We start from the raw sequence: 17,703 nt of genomic DNA, 5'->3' as shown, positions 1-17,703 counted from the left end.
CACCTAACTTGGACACACGAGCTCGCCTGGTCATCTCAATTTGCCCCTGCCATTGAGGCCTGATGGTTGAGGAGAAGGGCGGAGGGCTTGCTCAGCGCATACGCGGAGATTTCCTCAAATGTAAGGCCTGTACCGCCCATGATCGACAAGATCTGCCCGATGTAGATTTCCCTTTCCTCGAACGGTTGGTTGGCAACCTGGAGGAACTCCGGATTACGTGCGAGCTCATCAAGAATCAGGGGGTAATGTTCTGATGCGAATGCTGGAAACTGGGAGGAATCTATCAGCATCGAAATAACGCGCTGCTTGGGATCTGCCATATCGACACTGTGACGAACAGCGTTAGCAAGGTCGCGATGACGAGCGATGTAGCCTTTAGGAAATTTTTCTTCTCGCCATTTTTTTTCAAGAATTTGGATGACTTGACGATAGCCAGCCAGCTCCAGAGTGCACAGCGAAAGTTCGTCGTAAATTATCTCGGCGTTGGATGAGTTGGGCTGGTACTTTAGTGTCTGCTGTAGCCTAGGTTTGAGGTTTTCAGCACGGTTAGCAAGGTCGCGGACTTTTGCGTTAAGGCCAGGCAGGTGATCGACACCGAAGACAGCGTAAGGGCAGATACCACAGGTACGAGCCTTCCGGGTGAAAGCCATCAGTTTTTTTGGGCACTCGCCATCAAGTGCGCACATGCAACAGTCTAGAAATTTGATGCGCTGAGTTTTCGTGCTGGCAATCAAGTCCAGGCCAGTTTCATCGGCATCCAAAATATCAGGGATTACAGAGACAAGATGCTGGTCGCGCACGGTCTCTTCACGATGTTGTGTCCAGCCTTTGACTAGGGCTGAGTTGGGCGATGACGGGGCGGGAGGCCGTCCGGTCAGAGCCGCGAATGCGTGCGCCGAAACCGCTTGGTTGGCGGAATCAATCAGTGCCAGCGTTTCTTGCTTAGTCGGCACTACGTAATGAGCGGACGTGTACCGCTGTGCGTGGCCGACTTGTCCTCCGATAATGGCGTAGTCGAGGTAGGCATAAATGCGGCGATGAGTAATCCACGTCGCACGCAACGCATGGGGAGTGTGTACTGCTGACCAATTCCCACTGGCTGTTTGCTCCACGAAATCATGGCGATTTTCAGGGGATACGAAGCTGTTGTACACCTCCTGAAAGCCCCGAAGTATCAACGTCCACTTGAGGGCGTATGATGCATCGGAAAACGGTGCGCCGTTCGCGAGCCAGGGACTTCTGAAAAGGGGGTGGATTTTTTTATATTTATTAGTGCTATTGGGGTCTTTCTCGTAATAAATGCCTGTGTATTTTTTGCCGTATTCTCTTGTCTGGAAATGGCGCTCTTGAAGCAGCACGTCCATGACTTTGTAAGGCAAAGTCACAGGACGGCTATTGCCGTTTTTGTCCGTGTTGACATAAAGGATACAGCTACTCAGACTCCCCCTCAGGGAATGATCATAGTATTTATCGAAGCTGCGAACATCAAGCCATTGGCAATTTTGCAAGCGTAGGCCTGAAAACAGGGCCACTGTGAGCATCCTCACCTGCGATAACCATGGTACGTATACTTCCCCGTTACTGGATTTGAACTTTTCATTCTTCCAAGAGTACGCGTTGATGATTTTTTTGAGGGGGATCTCCAGGGCTTCAGAACTGCCATCAGGGTTCCACAGTTTGATGGAGTACGAAATTCCGTATTTCTCAATGTCAATCCAGACGCTGTTTTTCAGATCCAAGGTGTCTTGGAAACTCAGTAAGCCTTTGATGCATTTGTTCTGGAGTTCGACTCCGACCGCATCGAGTGCCAACATGTAGGCTTCAACCATCATCATGGAGTTAATGGGCAAGGGAACCTTGTCACTTTTTCCCGACGGGCCACTTCCAGGTGAGTCCAGCTCTGGATGGATTGGGTTTTTGTAGGGCCCGCTGATCAGTACTTTGCCGTTTGGCAGTAATTCGCTACCGTTCGCTATCGCGACCTCAAAAAAACGCCATACAGAAAAGATGAAGTGTGCTTTGGTTTTAATGCTCCGCTTGAGGTCATAAAACTGCATCAGCGTGAGGGGAAGATCGACCTCGGAGTTATCTTCGTTGTTAGTGAGCTTGGTATTTTTGCTCGTGCGATGCCAAAATATGGAGCGATGGAACTCCTCAATATTGGTCGGGAATTCGATACCGCTTTCTGGATGTTTGCTCAGCCATGCGGGCAGATACCTGCCCAGGTAGTCCATCAAGATATGAATATAGCCAATCTCTTGCCGGCGAGTGGTCTTCGCGAGTTCTTCGATATGGCCAAAATGCAGATTTCCTGCTTTGATCCATGAGAGTAAATTTTCCTCAATGTGCGGGTTTTGTGGGGTGTTGTAATAACCCTCAATCCATTCGTATGTACCGCTGGTGGGGCGCCTGCGACCAGGAAGAACCGCGTACTCTTCGGGAGAGAGTACACTCTGCGCTTCCCAGCTTTTTGTATTGCGGGCAAGTTTTTCCTCAGATTTTTTTTGGTTCCTCTTCTTGCGGCCATCCAGCCCTGAGTTATAGCGTGCCCTTCTCCATTTGAGGTTTTCGCTTTTTGATTGATTAGGGTCGATCGAGCCCCAGTGTTTTGCAAACTCCTCATAAGATTTTCTGATTTCGGCGCTCGATTCTTCAATCCTTGTCGTGCTTAAGTGAGTATGATAGCCCTCAAGCAGTCGCGCTTGATCAGGACTTACAATCGCCGGATATTTTTGGGCGAATAGGTGAAGCCAAGATAAATAGGAAAAGTGAAGGCATATACCGCCCTTCTTAGCTTTGCTTTTTATTTGACGTTGTTTGTCAACAACTGCAGGAGCTGCCTCCCATAACTCTTCGAATACCACATCTTCAGGTTTTTTCCAGTTAACGCGATACTGGAATGTTCGACTGCAGCGCTTCTGATGCGACTCTTTAATTCCAGTGATCTCGTGAATGAAATCCTCAGATCTGCCAATCATCTCGGGATACTTGGGCCATACACCACTCAGGTTGAAGCTGTAGGGGAGGGTGGCGTTTCCCCTCGACCATAAGAGTACGAACATCGCCCGGATGGGGATGCGAAGTCCGCTTACATCTTTGGGAGGTGATGTATGCTCGCCCGTAAGCTGTACGTACAAGGGCATTGCAAGATCGAGCTGTTTGTCCGGTACGAGGCAGAGCCTGTAGAGCGTTGTGAGCTCCTGATAGGTCAAAGCTCGACCTTTACGATGCCTCAGGAAGATGGTTAAGGCCAGGCGATGTCTGGCTTGCATATCCTTCAGAAGCTCGGGATTGGTTTTCCCCGCAACGTTCTCGGCCTCCATGGCTTTCTGAGCCAGCTCTTCCAGGATTGCCGCAGCGCTCTCAAGGACATCATCGCCGTGCAGGGTGATACTGTCGGTGGTGTTGATCACGCTTCTGGGCCCCGCTCAAGCAGTTCTTCGCTCAAGCGCGCGTAGGCCAGGCCACGGTAGTGGTCAATGCTTTCGCCCTTGCCTTGGTGGTACACGAGTTCGTTGGCAGCATCGACGTCCACAAGGGTGTTGATGCCCAGATCTGCGGCATAGATCTCGGTACTCCGGAGGTCGGCGTGACCCATCAGCAACTGGATTTCAGGTAGATCGAGGCCCGGCTTAGGTCGGCCCGGCACCATAACGTAGTTGCGCGCCCACACGCCGAAGAGGTGCCGGAAGTCGTGGGACGAGTAGTTTCCCTGGGGAGCGACGAACTTCAGTTTCTTCTGGGTGGCTTGAATGCGGCGGTTGATCGCCTTGTTGACGGTGTTCGAATTGAGCTTGCAGAGAGGTGCGCCGTAGGTGTCTTCATCAAGCGATAGCAGTAGCCATGGGCTGTCGGAGCAGGGGCGCACAGCCATGTAATCAGCCAGCTTCTGCCAGAAAATGGATTTGAACGGCTCGAACATCGTGACGACAGCAGTCTTGCGACCTTTGAACCCAAAGCTTCCCTTGTTCGTCGTATCACGTAGGCCATTAGGGTCTTCTACGCGAATGATCCTCTTGTGAACGTCAACGTCCTCCAGGCGAACCCCAACCGCTTCCGACAGCCTCAGGCTGCCAAGTCCAAAGCTCCAGATCAAACCGTCCAATGGCGTTGGGGCGTTCTCAAGCATGGGTAGGATATGTGGGAAGCCAATGTGCTTGGCCTTCCGGTCTTTTTTGACCTTCGGGGCACGCAGGCCGCCTCGGGCTACCTTTGCGCCGGCACCAAGGGTGGGTTTGACCTGCAGCGTGTTGGCATGGATTTGAGCTAATTCCTGAGGGCTGCGCAGCCTGGGATTGAGTTCCGGCAGCGCATTGGTTTGAGTCTGAGGAGGCAGGCCGGTCAGCACGGAGGTCAGTTCTGCCTGCTCGAACGAGATCGCGCTGCAGACGTTCAGCATGCGATTGGCGCCTGCGATGTACTGCCCGGCAGACTTGGGGGAGATCGTTTTGCGGCCCGTTCGGATGAATGCCTGGCGGACGATCGGGTCTTTGGCCTGCGCACCATCGATGAGATATGACGGGAAAAGGTGCATGGTTTTCGATGCAGTCGCAGGGTCGAGTCGGCCAGAGAGGGTGCCGGTTTCGTAGAGGAACTCGGTGAAGACCCGCCCACCTCTCTCCATCGCAATGGCCGCGTTGCGCGAGCAACTGATGCCGATCTCACCCCAAAGGTGCTCGGTGAACTCATTGTAGAAATCCAATGGTGCACCTGTGGCTGTCTCGTAGAGCCTGGGTGGCTCGCATTTGACTCGCGTGAGGCTGTGCATCGCCTCGATGCTATTACCGGCGGTTGGCTGCTTTTTCGGGGCCTTGGGGGGTGGATTCGAGCCCTGGCCAACCAAGGCAATCTTCGATTTACGCATATATTGACAACACTCCTGAATCGTGATGTAATCTAGGAAGCAGGATGGTATTGACTGTAAAGTACAATTTGAAATGACAAAAAGTTCTTATTTTTAGGTTTTTTATGTCTTTTTTTGTATTTTTATCGCCTTATTGTGCTACTCAGCACGGCCCTGAACCCCTCCCTTGCTCCCGCAAAGCCGCGTAATCAAGGGCTCACAGCCTCCCTTCGCCCCGGTCACCCGCCAAACCCATGTCGTTGACCAACCAGTGCGCTCTCAACATCAATTTCATGACTTTTTGTCCACTTTCGCGATGCGCCAGGGGTGAATCAGCTGCTGCCAACCCGACGAGCAGCCTTATCGCGGGGTGATGTCACGATGGTCGGCTTCAGCGTTTTGCGGTAATTTGTACTGGCATGAAGCCATACCCACCGCAGGACGCACCTTCCCGGCAAGGGCTTTTAATCCCTGGTCGCTTCCGTTCCTGCGCACTTATTTCGTGACAGGAACGACCATGTCAGGCGGCGAAACCGAAAAAATTGCGAGGCTCGCGGAGCTCGTTTCCAACGAGATCTTCAGCTTCTTCCGCTGGAAGAAAGAGGGGCCGGCGAACCTCAACTTCGGCTGTGTGAAGAAGGAAACACACGCGCCCTTGAAGAAGTCTGAACACACGCATCCCACTGACGTGGTGTTCAAGTACGCAGACCCTTATCTGAACAAAGCCGTCTACCTTCATACCGATTTGAAGAGCTACGCGGTGGGCTCAATCACGCTGGACTCGATCAAGAAGGCCTTGAAATCTCTGGGCAAGACCATCGACTGTGCGCGTGCCTCGACGGAGTGGCAGACGCGCTACCACTTGGCCAAGCGTGAGAGGTATGAGGTTCGTGGGATGCTGTTCGTGTACAACCACGACGACGAGTACGACAAGAATTTCTACGATCACTTCAAGGACTACAAGGGCGAGAACCTGCACATCAAGGATTCTCAGCAGATTCATATCGTCGAGCCTTCACTGATCAATTACCTGAAGACGCTGCAGGTCGATGTGAATGCCCTCAGGGCGGCAGGGACATTTCCGAAGGACAACTACACCTTCTATTACCCTGACCTCGTGTTGCACAAGGCCAGTGGCGAGTACTGGGAGCGTGCGGCCACGGCTGAGCTCATCGCTTCGCCGTACATGATCATCCATCACAAGGAAGTGATCTCGTACTGCGAAAAGGCCATGAAGCTGACTGAAACGTATAGCGAAGGCTACCTGATCTACTATCGCCGCGATGGCAGCAGTGAGATCGAATTCCGGTACCTCTTTGACGCCCTGTCCAGGTTCCAGATCCTCAACGCCAACAAAGACTTGAAGATCCGGATCAGGGTTGCCAATCGCTACCATCACAGCAGCATCCTCAGCAATTTCAACGCTGCCATCAACAGCTACGTCACTGAGTGGGGCGAAGACGAGAATCGCAAGCGGAAACTGCAGGCGATCGAACTGGACATCGTAAATCACGCGATTCCGAACTATAAGCCCGAAGCGATCGGCTGGGAGCGAGACTGACATGAGAATGGGTAGCCTGTACTTCGCGTCCGACAAAGCGATCTATGACGCGCTCACGCAGCGAAGCCTGACGAGCGCTGAGCTCCGGAAGGTCTTCCTGTCCAGGGGAATCGTGATCTCCAACGAGTCAGACAAGAAATTCCTGGCCAATCGGTTCAGTGCCCTGTTCCATGACTACTACGACTATCGGAACCTGTCGCTCCTTGTGGGTGGCCGTGACAGTCGTGAGAAGACCACGAATGTGGTCGTCACTACGGCGGTTACGAAAGATCAGCTGACCGACGCGTTGACCTCCGTCAAAGAGTGGCTTGTGGATGACCAGCACGAGCAGGCTGAAGTAGCCATCCATGGCGATCAGCTCAAGCTCACCGTCAAATACCAGAAGCTTGATCTGAGCCAGGCTGAGTTCCGCCAGGTCGTCGAGAAGACGGCGGAGGTCATCCTTGAGAAGCAGGGCAGCGGCTGGAAAATTACCGGCCCCATGAACGAGAAATTCAAGGACATCACCGATCAGTTGTATTCCCAGATCGAGATTGTCACTGACAATGATGTGTCGACTCGCAGCATCTCCCTGGAGGCAATCCCGGACGCCGGCATCAGGACAAATTTCCTTCGCAGCTTGATCCGCAACCTCAAGGACATGGAGGTGGTCGATGTTGTCGACGTCTCCACATTCAACCCTAAAGATCACGATGATGATGACCTGGATCTCAGTGATGAGGCGTTGGTGATCGAGGATGCAGTTGAGTTTGACTCAGGCGATGAGGGTGAGGAAGCGGATGGTGGCGATCCGGAAGCCGAGCTGGCCAGGCCGCAGCCTGAAGCCAAGGTTCACAAGATTATCCGCATCGACAAGGCATCGCTGAAGGGCAAGGGTGTATTGGAGTCCAAGCAGCTCATGGAGCTGGAGGGCCACGGCTTCTACATGTGGAAGATTCGATGGACAGCCCGCGAAAAGCCCTTAGGTTCAGAGATCGTTCAGTTCGAGGCTCAATTTGGCAATCAGGCCAAGTACTGCGATTTTTCCTACATTGTCAAAGGTGTCTACAACTACAACAACGGAAAATACGCCAAGAACCCCGTACGCGCTGAGCCGGTGCTTGAGCAGAAGCTCAAGATCCGCTTGGAGGAAGCGGCGCAGAAGACACTGGACGACATCGAAAGGAGCTTGATGGCATGAAGTCAAAGCGGCTGAAACTCTGGGTTCTGACCGCTCGTATTGACTTTCAGACCCTTGTTCATGGCCTTCGGCAGCAGCCGTTCAACGACGAGAATCGGCTCGGCGTCGAGATTCTTGAAATCCTGGATGGCAAGGCCACCTTTCGGTACCACGAGCAGCGGGATATCACGCAGTCTTTCACGAACCCTCTTGGTGAGACGGTTGAGTCGAGTTACTCGACGTTCATCAGCTTTGACATGGTGTTCGAATCGCTGGGGGCGGATCGTTTTTCGATCTGCATGAGTTCGCCGCCCAAGGATCTGAAGCCGTTCGTTGAGCTTATCCGGGCCGCAGCCGGGACAACATTCGCCCTGGAGATAGTGAAGCCAGATATTTTGTCGGTCTACCAACAGTTGAAGGCCGACAAGCGCCTCACGAGGGTCATGGCCAAGCGCATCGTATCCGGCGCGGTCACCTTTGATATCGAAAGCAGCTACCGGGTGGATATCGCCTCGACCGGTAATGCGATGACGAAATTGCTGGAGATCACAGGTGGGCGCTCGGCGCCGATCGACAAGATCAAAATCGTCTACATGTACGACTCAGTGCCTGTGCAGGTCGAGTTGTCGCGATCGGGGTCGGTTGCGATTTCTCTGGATGACGATGAGCACCTGCACTTACTGACGAGACTGTTAATTCGCTAGCAGGCTGGATACTTCGCAACATGGGGGGAGAGAGGGTGAACTGGCTCGCCCCTGCGCAGATAGAAGATTGACCATAAAACTAGTCAGATGATTGCTTACCCAGAATTTGGAGGTCACCTACCACATATCCAAAATGATATTTAAATTGAGTCAAAGAGCTGTGGACGTTACCCCCCTACGCTAGCGAAGTTCGCCATGTGGAGCTGGATGGAAGGCAAAATCGGTGAGAGCCGGCACCCAATTCGGACTCAAATTGAGTCTATTCAGCTCGACCTGTAAACCCAGAAAGTGACTTGTTAACCTTGGTGGTTTACAGGTTATTTTTCTGGTTTACACCCTCTCCAGGCTGGGGTGCGGCTAGCCCGAATCAAGGCTACGTGTCATCTTCCGCATGGTAAAGCTGGTCGTCAGATTTTGACGATCTGAGATTTCAGGGACAACGTCATGGCCAGGCGCCGGTTAGTGAAGGTCTTGAGGAATCCCGCCTTGATGGCCTTGCTCTGGGCCGGGGGAGGTGCTTTCCACAGACAGATGTTATGAACTCGTCGTTTTCGCTTAGCCCATCAAACCCGCTTGCCTTGGCCGCCCACACACACACTTCTAGGCTAATACCATTTGTGGGGTTCGTTGGGATCCTGGGTCACCCTGAGTCGTTCGAGATTCATGACATTGAGCGTGGGATCGCCCTCGGCACCCCGCTTGATCTTACCCACGCGTCCTGGGATCGCGATCGGGTATTGAGTCGAACTCTTTGAGACGGCGTAGTGGGCCTCCATCAGCCGGGCATGGTCGAAGTAGAACTGATTCTCGCCAACGGTATTGCCTGCAAACACTGGTTCTAGGTGCTGTCGATGTCAGCGTATTCGTCGCACATTGCGCGCAGTCTGGATGTTCAACAAGCAGAGCACTATCGCAGAGAGGAAAAGTACAGAGTGGGCGGTTTTCCCAAGGCTTTCTTGAACATTGTGATAAAGGCGTTAACAGAGTCATAGCCCAGGGTGCCTGCCACACGCTGCACGGGTACGCCTTCTGCCAGATGACTCAGTGCGATCATCAGATGCAGTTGCTGGCGCCAGCGTCCGAAGCTCAGCCCAGTCGTACTTTCCACCAGTCTGGCCAGCGTTCGCTCACTCGTTGCAAGCCGATTGGCCCACTCGCGCAACGTGGTTCGGTCACCGGGGTCTGCAAAGAGCGTATCCGCGATTTGTTTGATCTTGGGGTGGTCTGATATCGGCAAATGCAGCTCTTTCAGCGGAGCATCGGAAAGCTGCTCAAGCAGTACTGCAACCAGCCGCGCAGTTTTGCCCTCGGAAAGACTGGAGGGTTCCTGCTCTGCGAGGTGAAGGATCATCTCTCGGACAATGGGTGTAATGGCAACCGTACAGCAGGCTTCAGGCATCTCTGCTGCACCGGGTTCAATAAACAAAAAACAAGTGCGGGCGTTTTCGGTCATGCGGCAACTGTGCGGCGTGCCGCCGGGAATCCATACTGCATGTTGGGGAGGCACAAGCCAAAGTGCGTTCTGCACCTCACAGCTCACCGCTCCGTGCAAAGAGAGGATTAGCTGGCCTTTGCGATGATCGTGGGCGCGGGCAACCGAATCATTGAGGGCAGGCGCAACCTTGAGCGCAATCGCAGCCTGATCGAAGAGATTTGAATCGAAATCTTCCGGTGAGGAAACGACATTTTTTGAGCTTGGCATAATTTAGGTATCAGGTGTCTTGATATCTATATTACATAATTCTGAACCTCTCTACAGTGGTCTTCTTTTCAGAGGACAGCTAGAGAATATGTCAGTTACAAAAAATAAGTGGCAGACCGTTGCGCTCGTCGCGGGCATTCTGCTTATTGCCTTAAACTTGCGCGTTCCCTTTACCAGCATCGCGCCTGTTTTGCCGCTCATCCAGAAAGATTTTGGCTTGAGCGCCTCGGCTCTAGGCCTACTTACTTCACTGCCTCTCCTGGCTTTTGCCGCCTTTTCCCCGCTCAGCGCGTCGGTCGCCCGCCGGTTCGGAATCGAGCGCACGCTCTTCGGTGCACTGTTGGTCTTGTCATCTGGCATTCTGCTCCGTTCCGTAGGCAGCGCATGGGCGCTGTACTCCGGTACGATACTGATTGGCACCGGCATAGCCCTGGGCAACGTACTGCTCCCCGGCCTGATCAAACGCGACTTCTCAAAGAGAATGGCGTCCATGACCGGCGCTTACTCCATTACGATGGGCGCAGGGGGCGCGGTGGGATCTGCAGTGATAATTCCCCTCACCCAATCCTGGGGATGGCCTGTTGCCCTGAGTTTGTTGATCGCCGCCCCATTGTTGGCGCTGGTTGTGTGGCTCCCGCAGTTGAAAAAGCACGAACACGTGAATCTGTCTGGCCCGAAACAAGTGGCAACCGTGGCCGTATGGCGTTCGCCGCTTGCATGGCAGGTCACGCTCTTCATGGGGCTGAACGCGATGCCCTTTTATGTCGCCGTAGGCTGGCTGCCGACCATTCTGATGGATCATGGCATAACCCCGGATAAGGCAGGAGCAGTACACGGAACGCTTCAACTGAGCACAGCCATCCCCGGATTGGTTCTGGCGGCCACGCTTCGCCGTCTCAACGACCAGAGATTGGCCGCCGCTACTGTCAGCCTCTTAACCACCTCATCTCTGATCGGGCTTTTATATGCCCCAGGCTACGCCATGTTGTGGGCCGCATTCATGGGCTTTGGCTCTGGTGCAAGCATGATGTTGGGCCTGACATTCATCGGCTTGCGCACAAAACATTCGGGTGACACAGCGGCACTTTCAGGAATGGCGCAATGCGTTGGCTACTTGATGGCGGCCGCAGGCCCCTTAGTGCTGGGCCAACTGCACGACTGGACGGGTGGCTGGGCAGCACCGCTGCTGATTACAGCCGCAATTTCTATTGCGGGCGCATTCACCGGGATGCTGGCTGGGCGTAACGTTCAGCTCGAACCCGCTCGTCGCAAAAGCACCATCGTGCCATGCCACTGACCGGTAAACATGACTGATACGTGTCGAGACCGACCAAGTCGTCCTATCAAGACCCCAATGTAATCACTGAGTAATATGTATGAGCAACGTACTGATTATCAACGGCGCAAAGCCATTCCAATTCGCCAAGGGCGAACTCAACAATATGTTCGCCACACTGGCGACTGAGCACCTCACAGCACTCGGCCATAGCGTTTCCACTACAGTGGTCGACGCTTCTTACTCGGTTGACGAGGAAATTCAGAAAATCGCTAATAGCGATGTCATCATCTATCAGATGCCCGGTTGGTGGATGGGCGAGCCCTGGGTTGTCAAGCGCTACATCGATGAAGTCTTCAGCGCGGGCCATGGCGTCCTGTATGCCAGCGATGGCCGCTCAAGTAGCGACGCCTCGAAAAAGTATGGAAGTGGTGGCCTGTTGCAGGGCAAGAAATACATGCTGTCGCTGACCTGGAACGCGCCACTGGAAGCCTTCGACGACCCGGAGCAGTTTTTCCACGGTGTAGGGGTAGAGGGCGTCTATCTGCACTTTCACAAAGCCAATCAATTCCTCGGGTTGGAAGCACTGCCCACCTTCGTCGCCAACGACGTCGTGAAGAATCCGCAGATTGAGCAGGACATCGCCAACTATCGCCGGCACCTCGATCAATGCTTTCTTTGAACCGTCGTCGTTGCTATCAACGCACGAGCCCGCTATCCAGTCAGCAAATGCGCTCACGACCGGGGAAAGAAAGCGCTGAGGCGGGTATAGCAGGTGCAAAGGAACCGAAGCAGGCTGCCAATCAGCAAGCACTTCGACCAGCCGACCGTCTCGCAGATGTTCGGAAACCACGTTCTCGGCAAGTTGCACCAGCCCAAATCCTTCTAGGTGGAAACCATGGCCTTTAGCAGTAGTGCGAGGAGGATATGTTTGCCGGACGGTTACAAAGCTTGAGCGCGACCTCGTCTAACGGCGTGATCGAACTGGGAACTGGCACTAAAGCGAGCGCTCGTAAGTCTTGTGCTGAATGTTTTATATGAAAACATAAGTCAATCGGCGCGTCATGGGATAATAGGGAGACCGCAAGCTCGAACAACGTCATTAAAACTCAAGAGTGAGCGCATGCGACCAGGTTGATCGCGTCAACGCTCTAGGGGTGATTCAAGTGGAAATTTCATTCAAACAAAGCAGGATCGACTTTGTGTCGGCGAGCTTGTTCAAGGTGGCGCCGCATCTGGTCAGCAGCAGCCAAGCGGTCGCCACGTTCCAGGCAATCGAGAATCGCTAAGTGCTCTTCCGCTTGGCCTTTACGGGGTGTGCGTGCGCTGGCCTGGCGGTACTCCACCAGGCGTCGTAACTGGTCGAGACGGCGGACAGTCTGCTGCAGGAAACGGTTACCCGAGCACGCTGCCAATGTCTCGTGGAACTGGGAGTTGGCCTCAAAAAGCTCCTGAGGCGTCATGGTCAGGTAGCCGCCGTTCGCGATGAATTCCTGCTGCTTACGACATGCCGCCAACGTCTCGCGATCAATCTGAAAAGTCGGTGACAAAAGGCCAGAAGGTTCGACGGTCGCTCGGAAGGAGTAGCTTTCTTCGTAAGCCTCAACAGAGTCGATCATGGGAAGCAGACGCCACCCTTGGCCTGCACGCTGTTCAACCCACCCTTCTTGCTGCATCCGAGACAGCACGGCCCTCAGAGCTGCTCTGGACACATCGAACTGCCGCATGAATTCGATCTCGGTAAACAGTTCAGGAAGCTGCCGACTGAGGCGAAGTTCTGCAAGCGTCAGGTACAGAGGATCGTCGCTCTTCTCCATGACTTCAGAGACAAGGTCGCTCAAGTCGTCACTGGCTCGCGCGAGGAAAAATCCCCTGTTGCGGTCGTAGGTCAGCATACCCTTTTCAACCAAATGGCCCAGGGCAAACTTCACAGGCGTGCGCGACACATTCAGTGTGTTCGCGAGCTGTGATTCAACCAGATGATGGCCAACAGCGAAGCGTTCACGTCGGACGTGGGAAACGATGTCACGCGCGATGCGTGCTTGCAGCGGGCTTAGAGGCATTAGGTCGGAAACCACAGAGATCTGAACCGAAGAAAGCCCATTCTAGCGCGTCATTTTACGCTGTGGCAGAGACCGTTTGGCCTCCGCCTCAATTATGACGTCCAGCGGGGCTTACCGAACCTGATAGAAGGGAAATGCCCCAAACAGAAGGCCGCCCACCAACAGGCCGAGGCTGGCCAAGATAGCCCATTTGAGCGCGAAGCGTTGATGATCTCCGAGATCTACTTTGGCCAAGGCAACGAGCAGATAGAGCGATGGCACCAGCGGGCTGAGTAGGTGGACGGGTTGACCCACAACCGAAGCCCGCGCGATTTCTAGTGGAGTTATCCCGTATTGGGCTGCAGTCTGTGCGATCACCGGAAGGATGCCAAAGTAGAACGCGTCGTTAGACATGAAGAATGTAAACGGCAGGCTAACGAGGGCGGTGAAGACAGCCAGGAACGGGCCGAAGCTTGGTGGGATTACATGCAGCAAGCTTTTCGCCATTGAGTCCACCATGCCGGTTCCGGAAAGGATCCCCGTGAAAATGCCCGCAGCAAAAATGACTGCTGTAACTGCCAACACATTCGTCGCATGAGCGGCAATACGTGCTTTTTGCTGCTCAATGTTCGGGTAGTTGAGCATGATGGCAATGGCGAAGCCGACCATGAACAGGATCTGGATAGGCATTGCGCCAATGATCAGGCAAGTGATGAGGCCTAGCGTCAAGATCAAATTCGGCCAAAACATTTTCGGACGACGATTTTCATCACATTGCTCTGCTGATCCATTGCCCAGCGACACAGGGCCGTGATGAAGACCGTCCATATCAAGAATGCCAATGCGCGCACGCTCTTTGCGCCCAATGACTACAGCAGTAAAGATGAGGCAGGCGCAACCTAGCAGCATGCCAGGAATCATGGGCAGGAAAATCTCCATTGCATCCACATGCAGCGCTGCTGCTGCGCGAGCAGTTGGCCCACCCCACGGCGAGATATTCATGATCCCGCTGGCAATGTTCACCAAGCATGTCATGCCCAGCACGCTCATCCCCAGTCGCTGATACAGCGGCAGGAATGCAGCGCAGGCAATCATGTAGGTAGTCGAGCTGTCACCATCCAGCGACACCAGCATCGTCAGCACCGCAGTGCCTACCGAGACCTTCAGAGGGTCGCCTTTCACCACTTTCAAGATGAAGCGGACGAGCCCGTCGAACAGCCCAGCGTCGATCATTATACCGAAGTAGAGAATCGAGAAGGTCAGCATCACGCCGGTTGGAGCAAGTGTTTTGACGCCGTCGAGCATCATGGCACCGAGGCCTACGTAATGGCCTCCGATCAGCGCGAAAACGATAGGTATCAAGATCAACGCGATGAGCGCAGAAAGGCGCTTCGTCATGATCAAGTACATGAAACAGATAACCATTGAAAAGCCAAGGACTGTTAGCACGGTCGAACTCCCATTTTTTAGATCTATGTGGCTCTGGTCGGCCATATGGCCTGGATAGCGCAGTAGGTCTCAGGTCGAGACCGGCTCGATCCAAATGGGAGTGGTGGTGGAGCGGGGGCAAAAGAGCTTGATCATGGCGGGCCTCGATTTTTCTTATCTTTATTTTTTCTACCGTACCTGACTGGGCGCTACGTCGAAGGAGCGAGCATGCGCAGTAGAAATCGTTGCTTGGGTACGTCCGACACTCAAACGAGATGAATCGGATGAGTCAACATTGACCTATATCATCACAAAGTGCAATATGCGTCCCACAAGAACGTTACCCGTGTTGTTTGTGAGGAATAGTCAATGCCTAAGTCAAAGGGTCAAATCGTTTCCGCCAACGGAATCGAGTACCGTGTCAGCGACATCCGTGGGGTCGTGACCGACCTGGGTGGTGATTACGCGAAGCTGCCCTACAGCTTGCGAATCCTTGCCGAGAACGTTTTGCGTGGAGAGGCTGACCCTGAAGCCGCGCTCAAAGTCATCTGCGCCCGCTCTAAAGAATTCGACATTCCTTTCCGTCCAGCTCGCGTCGTTCTGCAGGATCTGCTCGGTACGCCGGCGCTGGTCGACCTCGCGGGTTTACGTGACGCCGTCGCTGCTCAAGGCGGCGACCCAAGGCTGGTCAACCCTGTCACTCCGACCCACCTTGTAGTGGATCACTCGCTCAACGTAGAACGCTGGGGTGACGCCAGTGCACTCGCCGATAACGAAACCATTGAGCGTGAGCGCAACGCCGAGCGTTTCCAGTTCCTGGACTGGTGCAACAAGGCATTCAGCAATCTGTCGATCATTCCTTCGGGCAAAGGCATCCTTCACCAGATCAACTTGGAACGCTTGACTACCGTAATTGGCACTCAGCGCCGTGATGGTGAGCTGTGGGCGTTCCCGGATACGCTGGTCGGCACCGACAGCCACACCACCATGATCAATGCCATCGGCGTGCTTGGTTGGGGTGTCGGTGGTATCGAGGCTGAAGCAGCGATGCTGGGTAAATCCCTGATGCTTCGTCTGCCTGAAATTGTCGGTGTGCGTCTGGAAGGCACCTTGCCCCAAGGCTACCTGGCAACGGACATCGCTTTGGCTCTGACCGAGCTTCTGCGCAAAGCTGGCGTGATTGGCTCGTTCCTGGAGTTCTTCGGCCCAGGTGTTCCACAGTTGTCTCTTGCTGACCGAGGCACCCTGTCGAACATGGCGCCTGAGTTCGGCGCTACCGCTGCCATGTTTGCCATCGACGACCGCACGCTGCATTACCTGCGCATGACCGGTCGCGGCGGTCAGATCTCGGGCCTGACCGAAGCCTATGCTCGTGCTCAAGGCCTGTGGCATGACAGCCTTGGCGAGGTTGAGTACAACCGAGTCGTTACTCTGGATCTCGGCACCGTGGCGCGTTCTATCGCCGGCCCGAAACAGCCTCACCAGCGTATTGTGCTGGGTCAGAAGGCACCGGCAACTAATCTACCAACTGGCCTGGACAATGGTTCGGTCGTATTGGCTGCCATCACCAGCTGCACCAACACCTCCAACCCACGTGGTGTGATCGCCGCTGGTCTGGTGGCACGCAACGCCCGTAAGCGTGGTCTGAAGCGCGCCCCATGGGTAAAAACTTCGTTTGCGCCAGGTTCGATGGTGGTTGCTGATTACCTGGAACGTTCGGGTCTGAACAAGGATCTGGATGCACTGGGCTTCAACCTGGTTGGCTACGGGTGCACAACTTGTAACGGTATGTCGGGCCCACTGCTGAGCCCTGAGATCGAAGAAGAGATCCGCACTCGCAAGCTGGAAACCGTGGCTGCGACATCCGGTAACCGTAACTTTGAAGGCCGTGTTCACCCACTGGCTCGCGAAGTCTTCATCATGTCGCCGCCGCTGATCGTTGCTTACGCTATCGCCGGTACCTACCTGATCGACCCGGAAAAAGACGCGCTGGGCGTGGATGACAACGGTGTGCCTGTCTACCTGCACGAGCTGTGGCCAACCGACGAGGAACTGACCTCTATCGAGGCTGAAAACCTCACCGCCGACCTGTTCGACAAGGCGTATGAAGACGTCCCTCGCGAAGCCGGCCTGATTGCCAGCGACCTGCGCGCCGGTGTCAGCGACCAGTACGCATGGCAAGCGAACAGCACCTACATCCGCAAACCTCCATACTGGAGCGATGCGGTGACGGCCACCGACACGAGCAAAGACCTGAGCAACATGCGCGTCCTTGCCATGCTGTCGGACAACATCACTACCGACCACATTTCTCCTTCGGGTGCGATCCTTCCGGAAAGCGATGCGGGCCAGTACCTGCAATCGCACGGTATCGCGGTACCTGACTTCAACTCCTACGGCACACGTCGCGGCAACCATGAGGCTGCGCAGCGCGCCACCTTCGCCAGCCCGCGCCTCAAGAATGAGTTGCTCGAAGATGGTCGTGAAGGCCCATGGACGCTGCTGCTGCCTGAGAAAGAGGTCACCACCATCTTCCAGGCTGCCGAGATCTACGCCGATCGCAAGCAGTCCCTGATCGTTGTCGCCGGCAAAGAGTATGGTAGCGGCTCGTCTCGTGACTGGGCGGCTAAAGGCCCGCGCCTGCTGGGTGTGCGCGTCGTTGTGGCTGAGAGCTTCGAGCGTATCCACCGTACCAACCTGGCGGGTCTCGGCATTCTTCCGCTGCAGTTCGAGCAGGGTGTCTCGCGTCAAAGCCTGGGTCTGAATGGCCGGGAAACCTTCAGCGTGGAAGGCATCACAGATGACTTCCAGCCAGGCGCCAAGGTCACTCTGGTGATCGAGCGCGAAAATGGCGAAATCGAGCGCGTCACTGTCGTGAGCCGTCTGGATACCTTTGAGGACGTACGTTACTTCCGCAGCGGTGGTCTGTTGCCGCAACTGCTGATCGAGAGCATGAAGAACGCATCCGCTAACTGATGTGTCGCTGAT

At 54.5% G+C, this 17,703-nt stretch carries 11 protein-coding genes and 1 pseudogene; 6 read left to right on the top strand and 6 right to left on the bottom strand.

Going from position 1 to position 17,703, the window contains the following annotated elements; all coding sequences use genetic code 11:
* Window positions 1-35: 35 nt before the first annotated feature.
* A complete protein-coding gene (locus tag LVD08_RS07235) occupies window positions 36-3,413 on the bottom strand; it encodes a site-specific integrase (RefSeq protein WP_123482939.1) in 3,378 nt (1,125 codons plus the stop codon).
* Window positions 3,410-4,864 (bottom strand): tyrosine-type recombinase/integrase, encoded by a 1,455-nt coding sequence (locus LVD08_RS07230; protein WP_019093000.1) that lies wholly within the window; start codon window positions 4,862-4,864, stop codon window positions 3,410-3,412. Before LVD08_RS07230 ends, LVD08_RS07235 begins: the two co-directional genes overlap by 4 nt.
* 496 nt (window positions 4,865-5,360) lie before the next feature.
* Between LVD08_RS07230 and LVD08_RS07225 the strand changes: the two genes are divergently transcribed.
* Genes LVD08_RS07225 through LVD08_RS07215 form a run of 3 tightly spaced genes read left to right on the top strand, consistent with a single transcriptional unit; the run spans window position 5,361 to window position 8,267 of the window.
* A complete protein-coding gene (locus tag LVD08_RS07225; RefSeq protein ID WP_019092999.1) occupies window positions 5,361-6,404 on the top strand; it encodes a hypothetical protein in 1,044 nt (347 codons plus the stop codon).
* A gap of 7 nt (window positions 6,405-6,411) precedes the next feature.
* Window positions 6,412-7,584, top strand: a complete 1,173-nt coding sequence (locus tag LVD08_RS07220; protein WP_019092998.1) for a hypothetical protein — start codon at window positions 6,412-6,414, stop codon at window positions 7,582-7,584.
* Window positions 7,581-8,267: a hypothetical protein gene (locus tag LVD08_RS07215; RefSeq protein WP_019092997.1), complete on the top strand. Its 687-nt coding sequence runs from the start codon at window positions 7,581-7,583 to the stop codon at window positions 8,265-8,267. Before LVD08_RS07220 ends, LVD08_RS07215 begins: the two co-directional genes overlap by 4 nt.
* Before the next feature lie 907 nt (window positions 8,268-9,174).
* Here the strand turns inward: LVD08_RS07215 and LVD08_RS07210 are convergent.
* The gene (locus LVD08_RS07210) at window positions 9,175-9,969 is read right to left on the bottom strand and encodes an AraC family transcriptional regulator (RefSeq protein WP_019092995.1); all 795 of its coding nucleotides are present in this window, start codon (window positions 9,967-9,969) and stop codon (window positions 9,175-9,177) included.
* 88 nt (window positions 9,970-10,057) lie between these two features.
* Between LVD08_RS07210 and LVD08_RS07205 the strand changes: the two genes are divergently transcribed.
* Both LVD08_RS07205 and LVD08_RS07200 read left to right on the top strand, forming a co-directional pair.
* Window positions 10,058-11,266 (top strand): MFS transporter, encoded by a 1,209-nt coding sequence (locus tag LVD08_RS07205; RefSeq protein ID WP_019092994.1) that lies wholly within the window; start codon window positions 10,058-10,060, stop codon window positions 11,264-11,266.
* A gap of 79 nt (window positions 11,267-11,345) precedes the next feature.
* Window positions 11,346-11,927 carry an NAD(P)H-dependent oxidoreductase gene (locus tag LVD08_RS07200; RefSeq protein ID WP_019092993.1) on the top strand — a complete coding sequence of 194 codons (582 nt, stop codon included), beginning with the start codon at window positions 11,346-11,348 and terminating at the stop codon, window positions 11,925-11,927.
* A 42-nt stretch (window positions 11,928-11,969) separates the two neighbouring features.
* Here the strand turns inward: LVD08_RS07200 and LVD08_RS28040 are convergent.
* From LVD08_RS28040 to LVD08_RS07185, 3 genes and pseudogenes are all read right to left on the bottom strand, one after another.
* Window positions 11,970-12,119, bottom strand: a pseudogene (locus LVD08_RS28040) (LysR substrate-binding domain-containing protein); the annotation flags it as partial.
* 301 nt (window positions 12,120-12,420) lie between these two features.
* Window positions 12,421-13,308, bottom strand: coding sequence for a GntR family transcriptional regulator (locus LVD08_RS07190; RefSeq protein WP_026022880.1), 888 nt, complete (start codon window positions 13,306-13,308; stop codon window positions 12,421-12,423).
* 111 nt (window positions 13,309-13,419) lie between these two features.
* Window positions 13,420-14,736 (bottom strand): CitMHS family transporter, encoded by a 1,317-nt coding sequence (locus tag LVD08_RS07185; protein WP_026019990.1) that lies wholly within the window; start codon window positions 14,734-14,736, stop codon window positions 13,420-13,422.
* A 348-nt stretch (window positions 14,737-15,084) separates the two neighbouring features.
* On the opposite strand from LVD08_RS07185, the gene LVD08_RS07180 reads away from it, so the two are divergent.
* Window positions 15,085-17,691: an aconitate hydratase gene (locus LVD08_RS07180; protein WP_019095798.1), complete on the top strand. Its 2,607-nt coding sequence runs from the start codon at window positions 15,085-15,087 to the stop codon at window positions 17,689-17,691.
* Window positions 17,692-17,703: the final 12 nt, after the last annotated feature.

Source organism: Pseudomonas sp. YL2 (assembly GCF_023063025.1).
GTDB lineage: Bacteria > Pseudomonadota > Gammaproteobacteria > Pseudomonadales > Pseudomonadaceae > Aquipseudomonas > Aquipseudomonas putida_A.
Note: the sequence above shows the minus strand (reverse complement) of the source record. Positions and strands in the feature narration are given on the sequence as shown.

Coding starts and splice junctions, on each gene's coding strand:
- LVD08_RS07230 (WP_019093000.1), bottom strand. CDS start 4,864: ATGCGTAAATCGAAGATTGCCTTGGTTGGCCAGGGCTCGAATCCACCC.
- LVD08_RS07225 (WP_019092999.1), top strand. CDS start 5,361: ATGTCAGGCGGCGAAACCGAAAAAATTGCGAGGCTCGCGGAGCTCGTT.
- LVD08_RS07220 (WP_019092998.1), top strand. CDS start 6,412: ATGGGTAGCCTGTACTTCGCGTCCGACAAAGCGATCTATGACGCGCTC.
- LVD08_RS07215 (WP_019092997.1), top strand. CDS start 7,581: ATGAAGTCAAAGCGGCTGAAACTCTGGGTTCTGACCGCTCGTATTGAC.
- LVD08_RS07210 (WP_019092995.1), bottom strand. CDS start 9,969: ATGCCAAGCTCAAAAAATGTCGTTTCCTCACCGGAAGATTTCGATTCA.
- LVD08_RS07205 (WP_019092994.1), top strand. CDS start 10,058: ATGTCAGTTACAAAAAATAAGTGGCAGACCGTTGCGCTCGTCGCGGGC.
- LVD08_RS07200 (WP_019092993.1), top strand. CDS start 11,346: ATGAGCAACGTACTGATTATCAACGGCGCAAAGCCATTCCAATTCGCC.
- LVD08_RS07190 (WP_026022880.1), bottom strand. CDS start 13,308: ATGCCTCTAAGCCCGCTGCAAGCACGCATCGCGCGTGACATCGTTTCC.
- LVD08_RS07180 (WP_019095798.1), top strand. CDS start 15,085: ATGCCTAAGTCAAAGGGTCAAATCGTTTCCGCCAACGGAATCGAGTAC.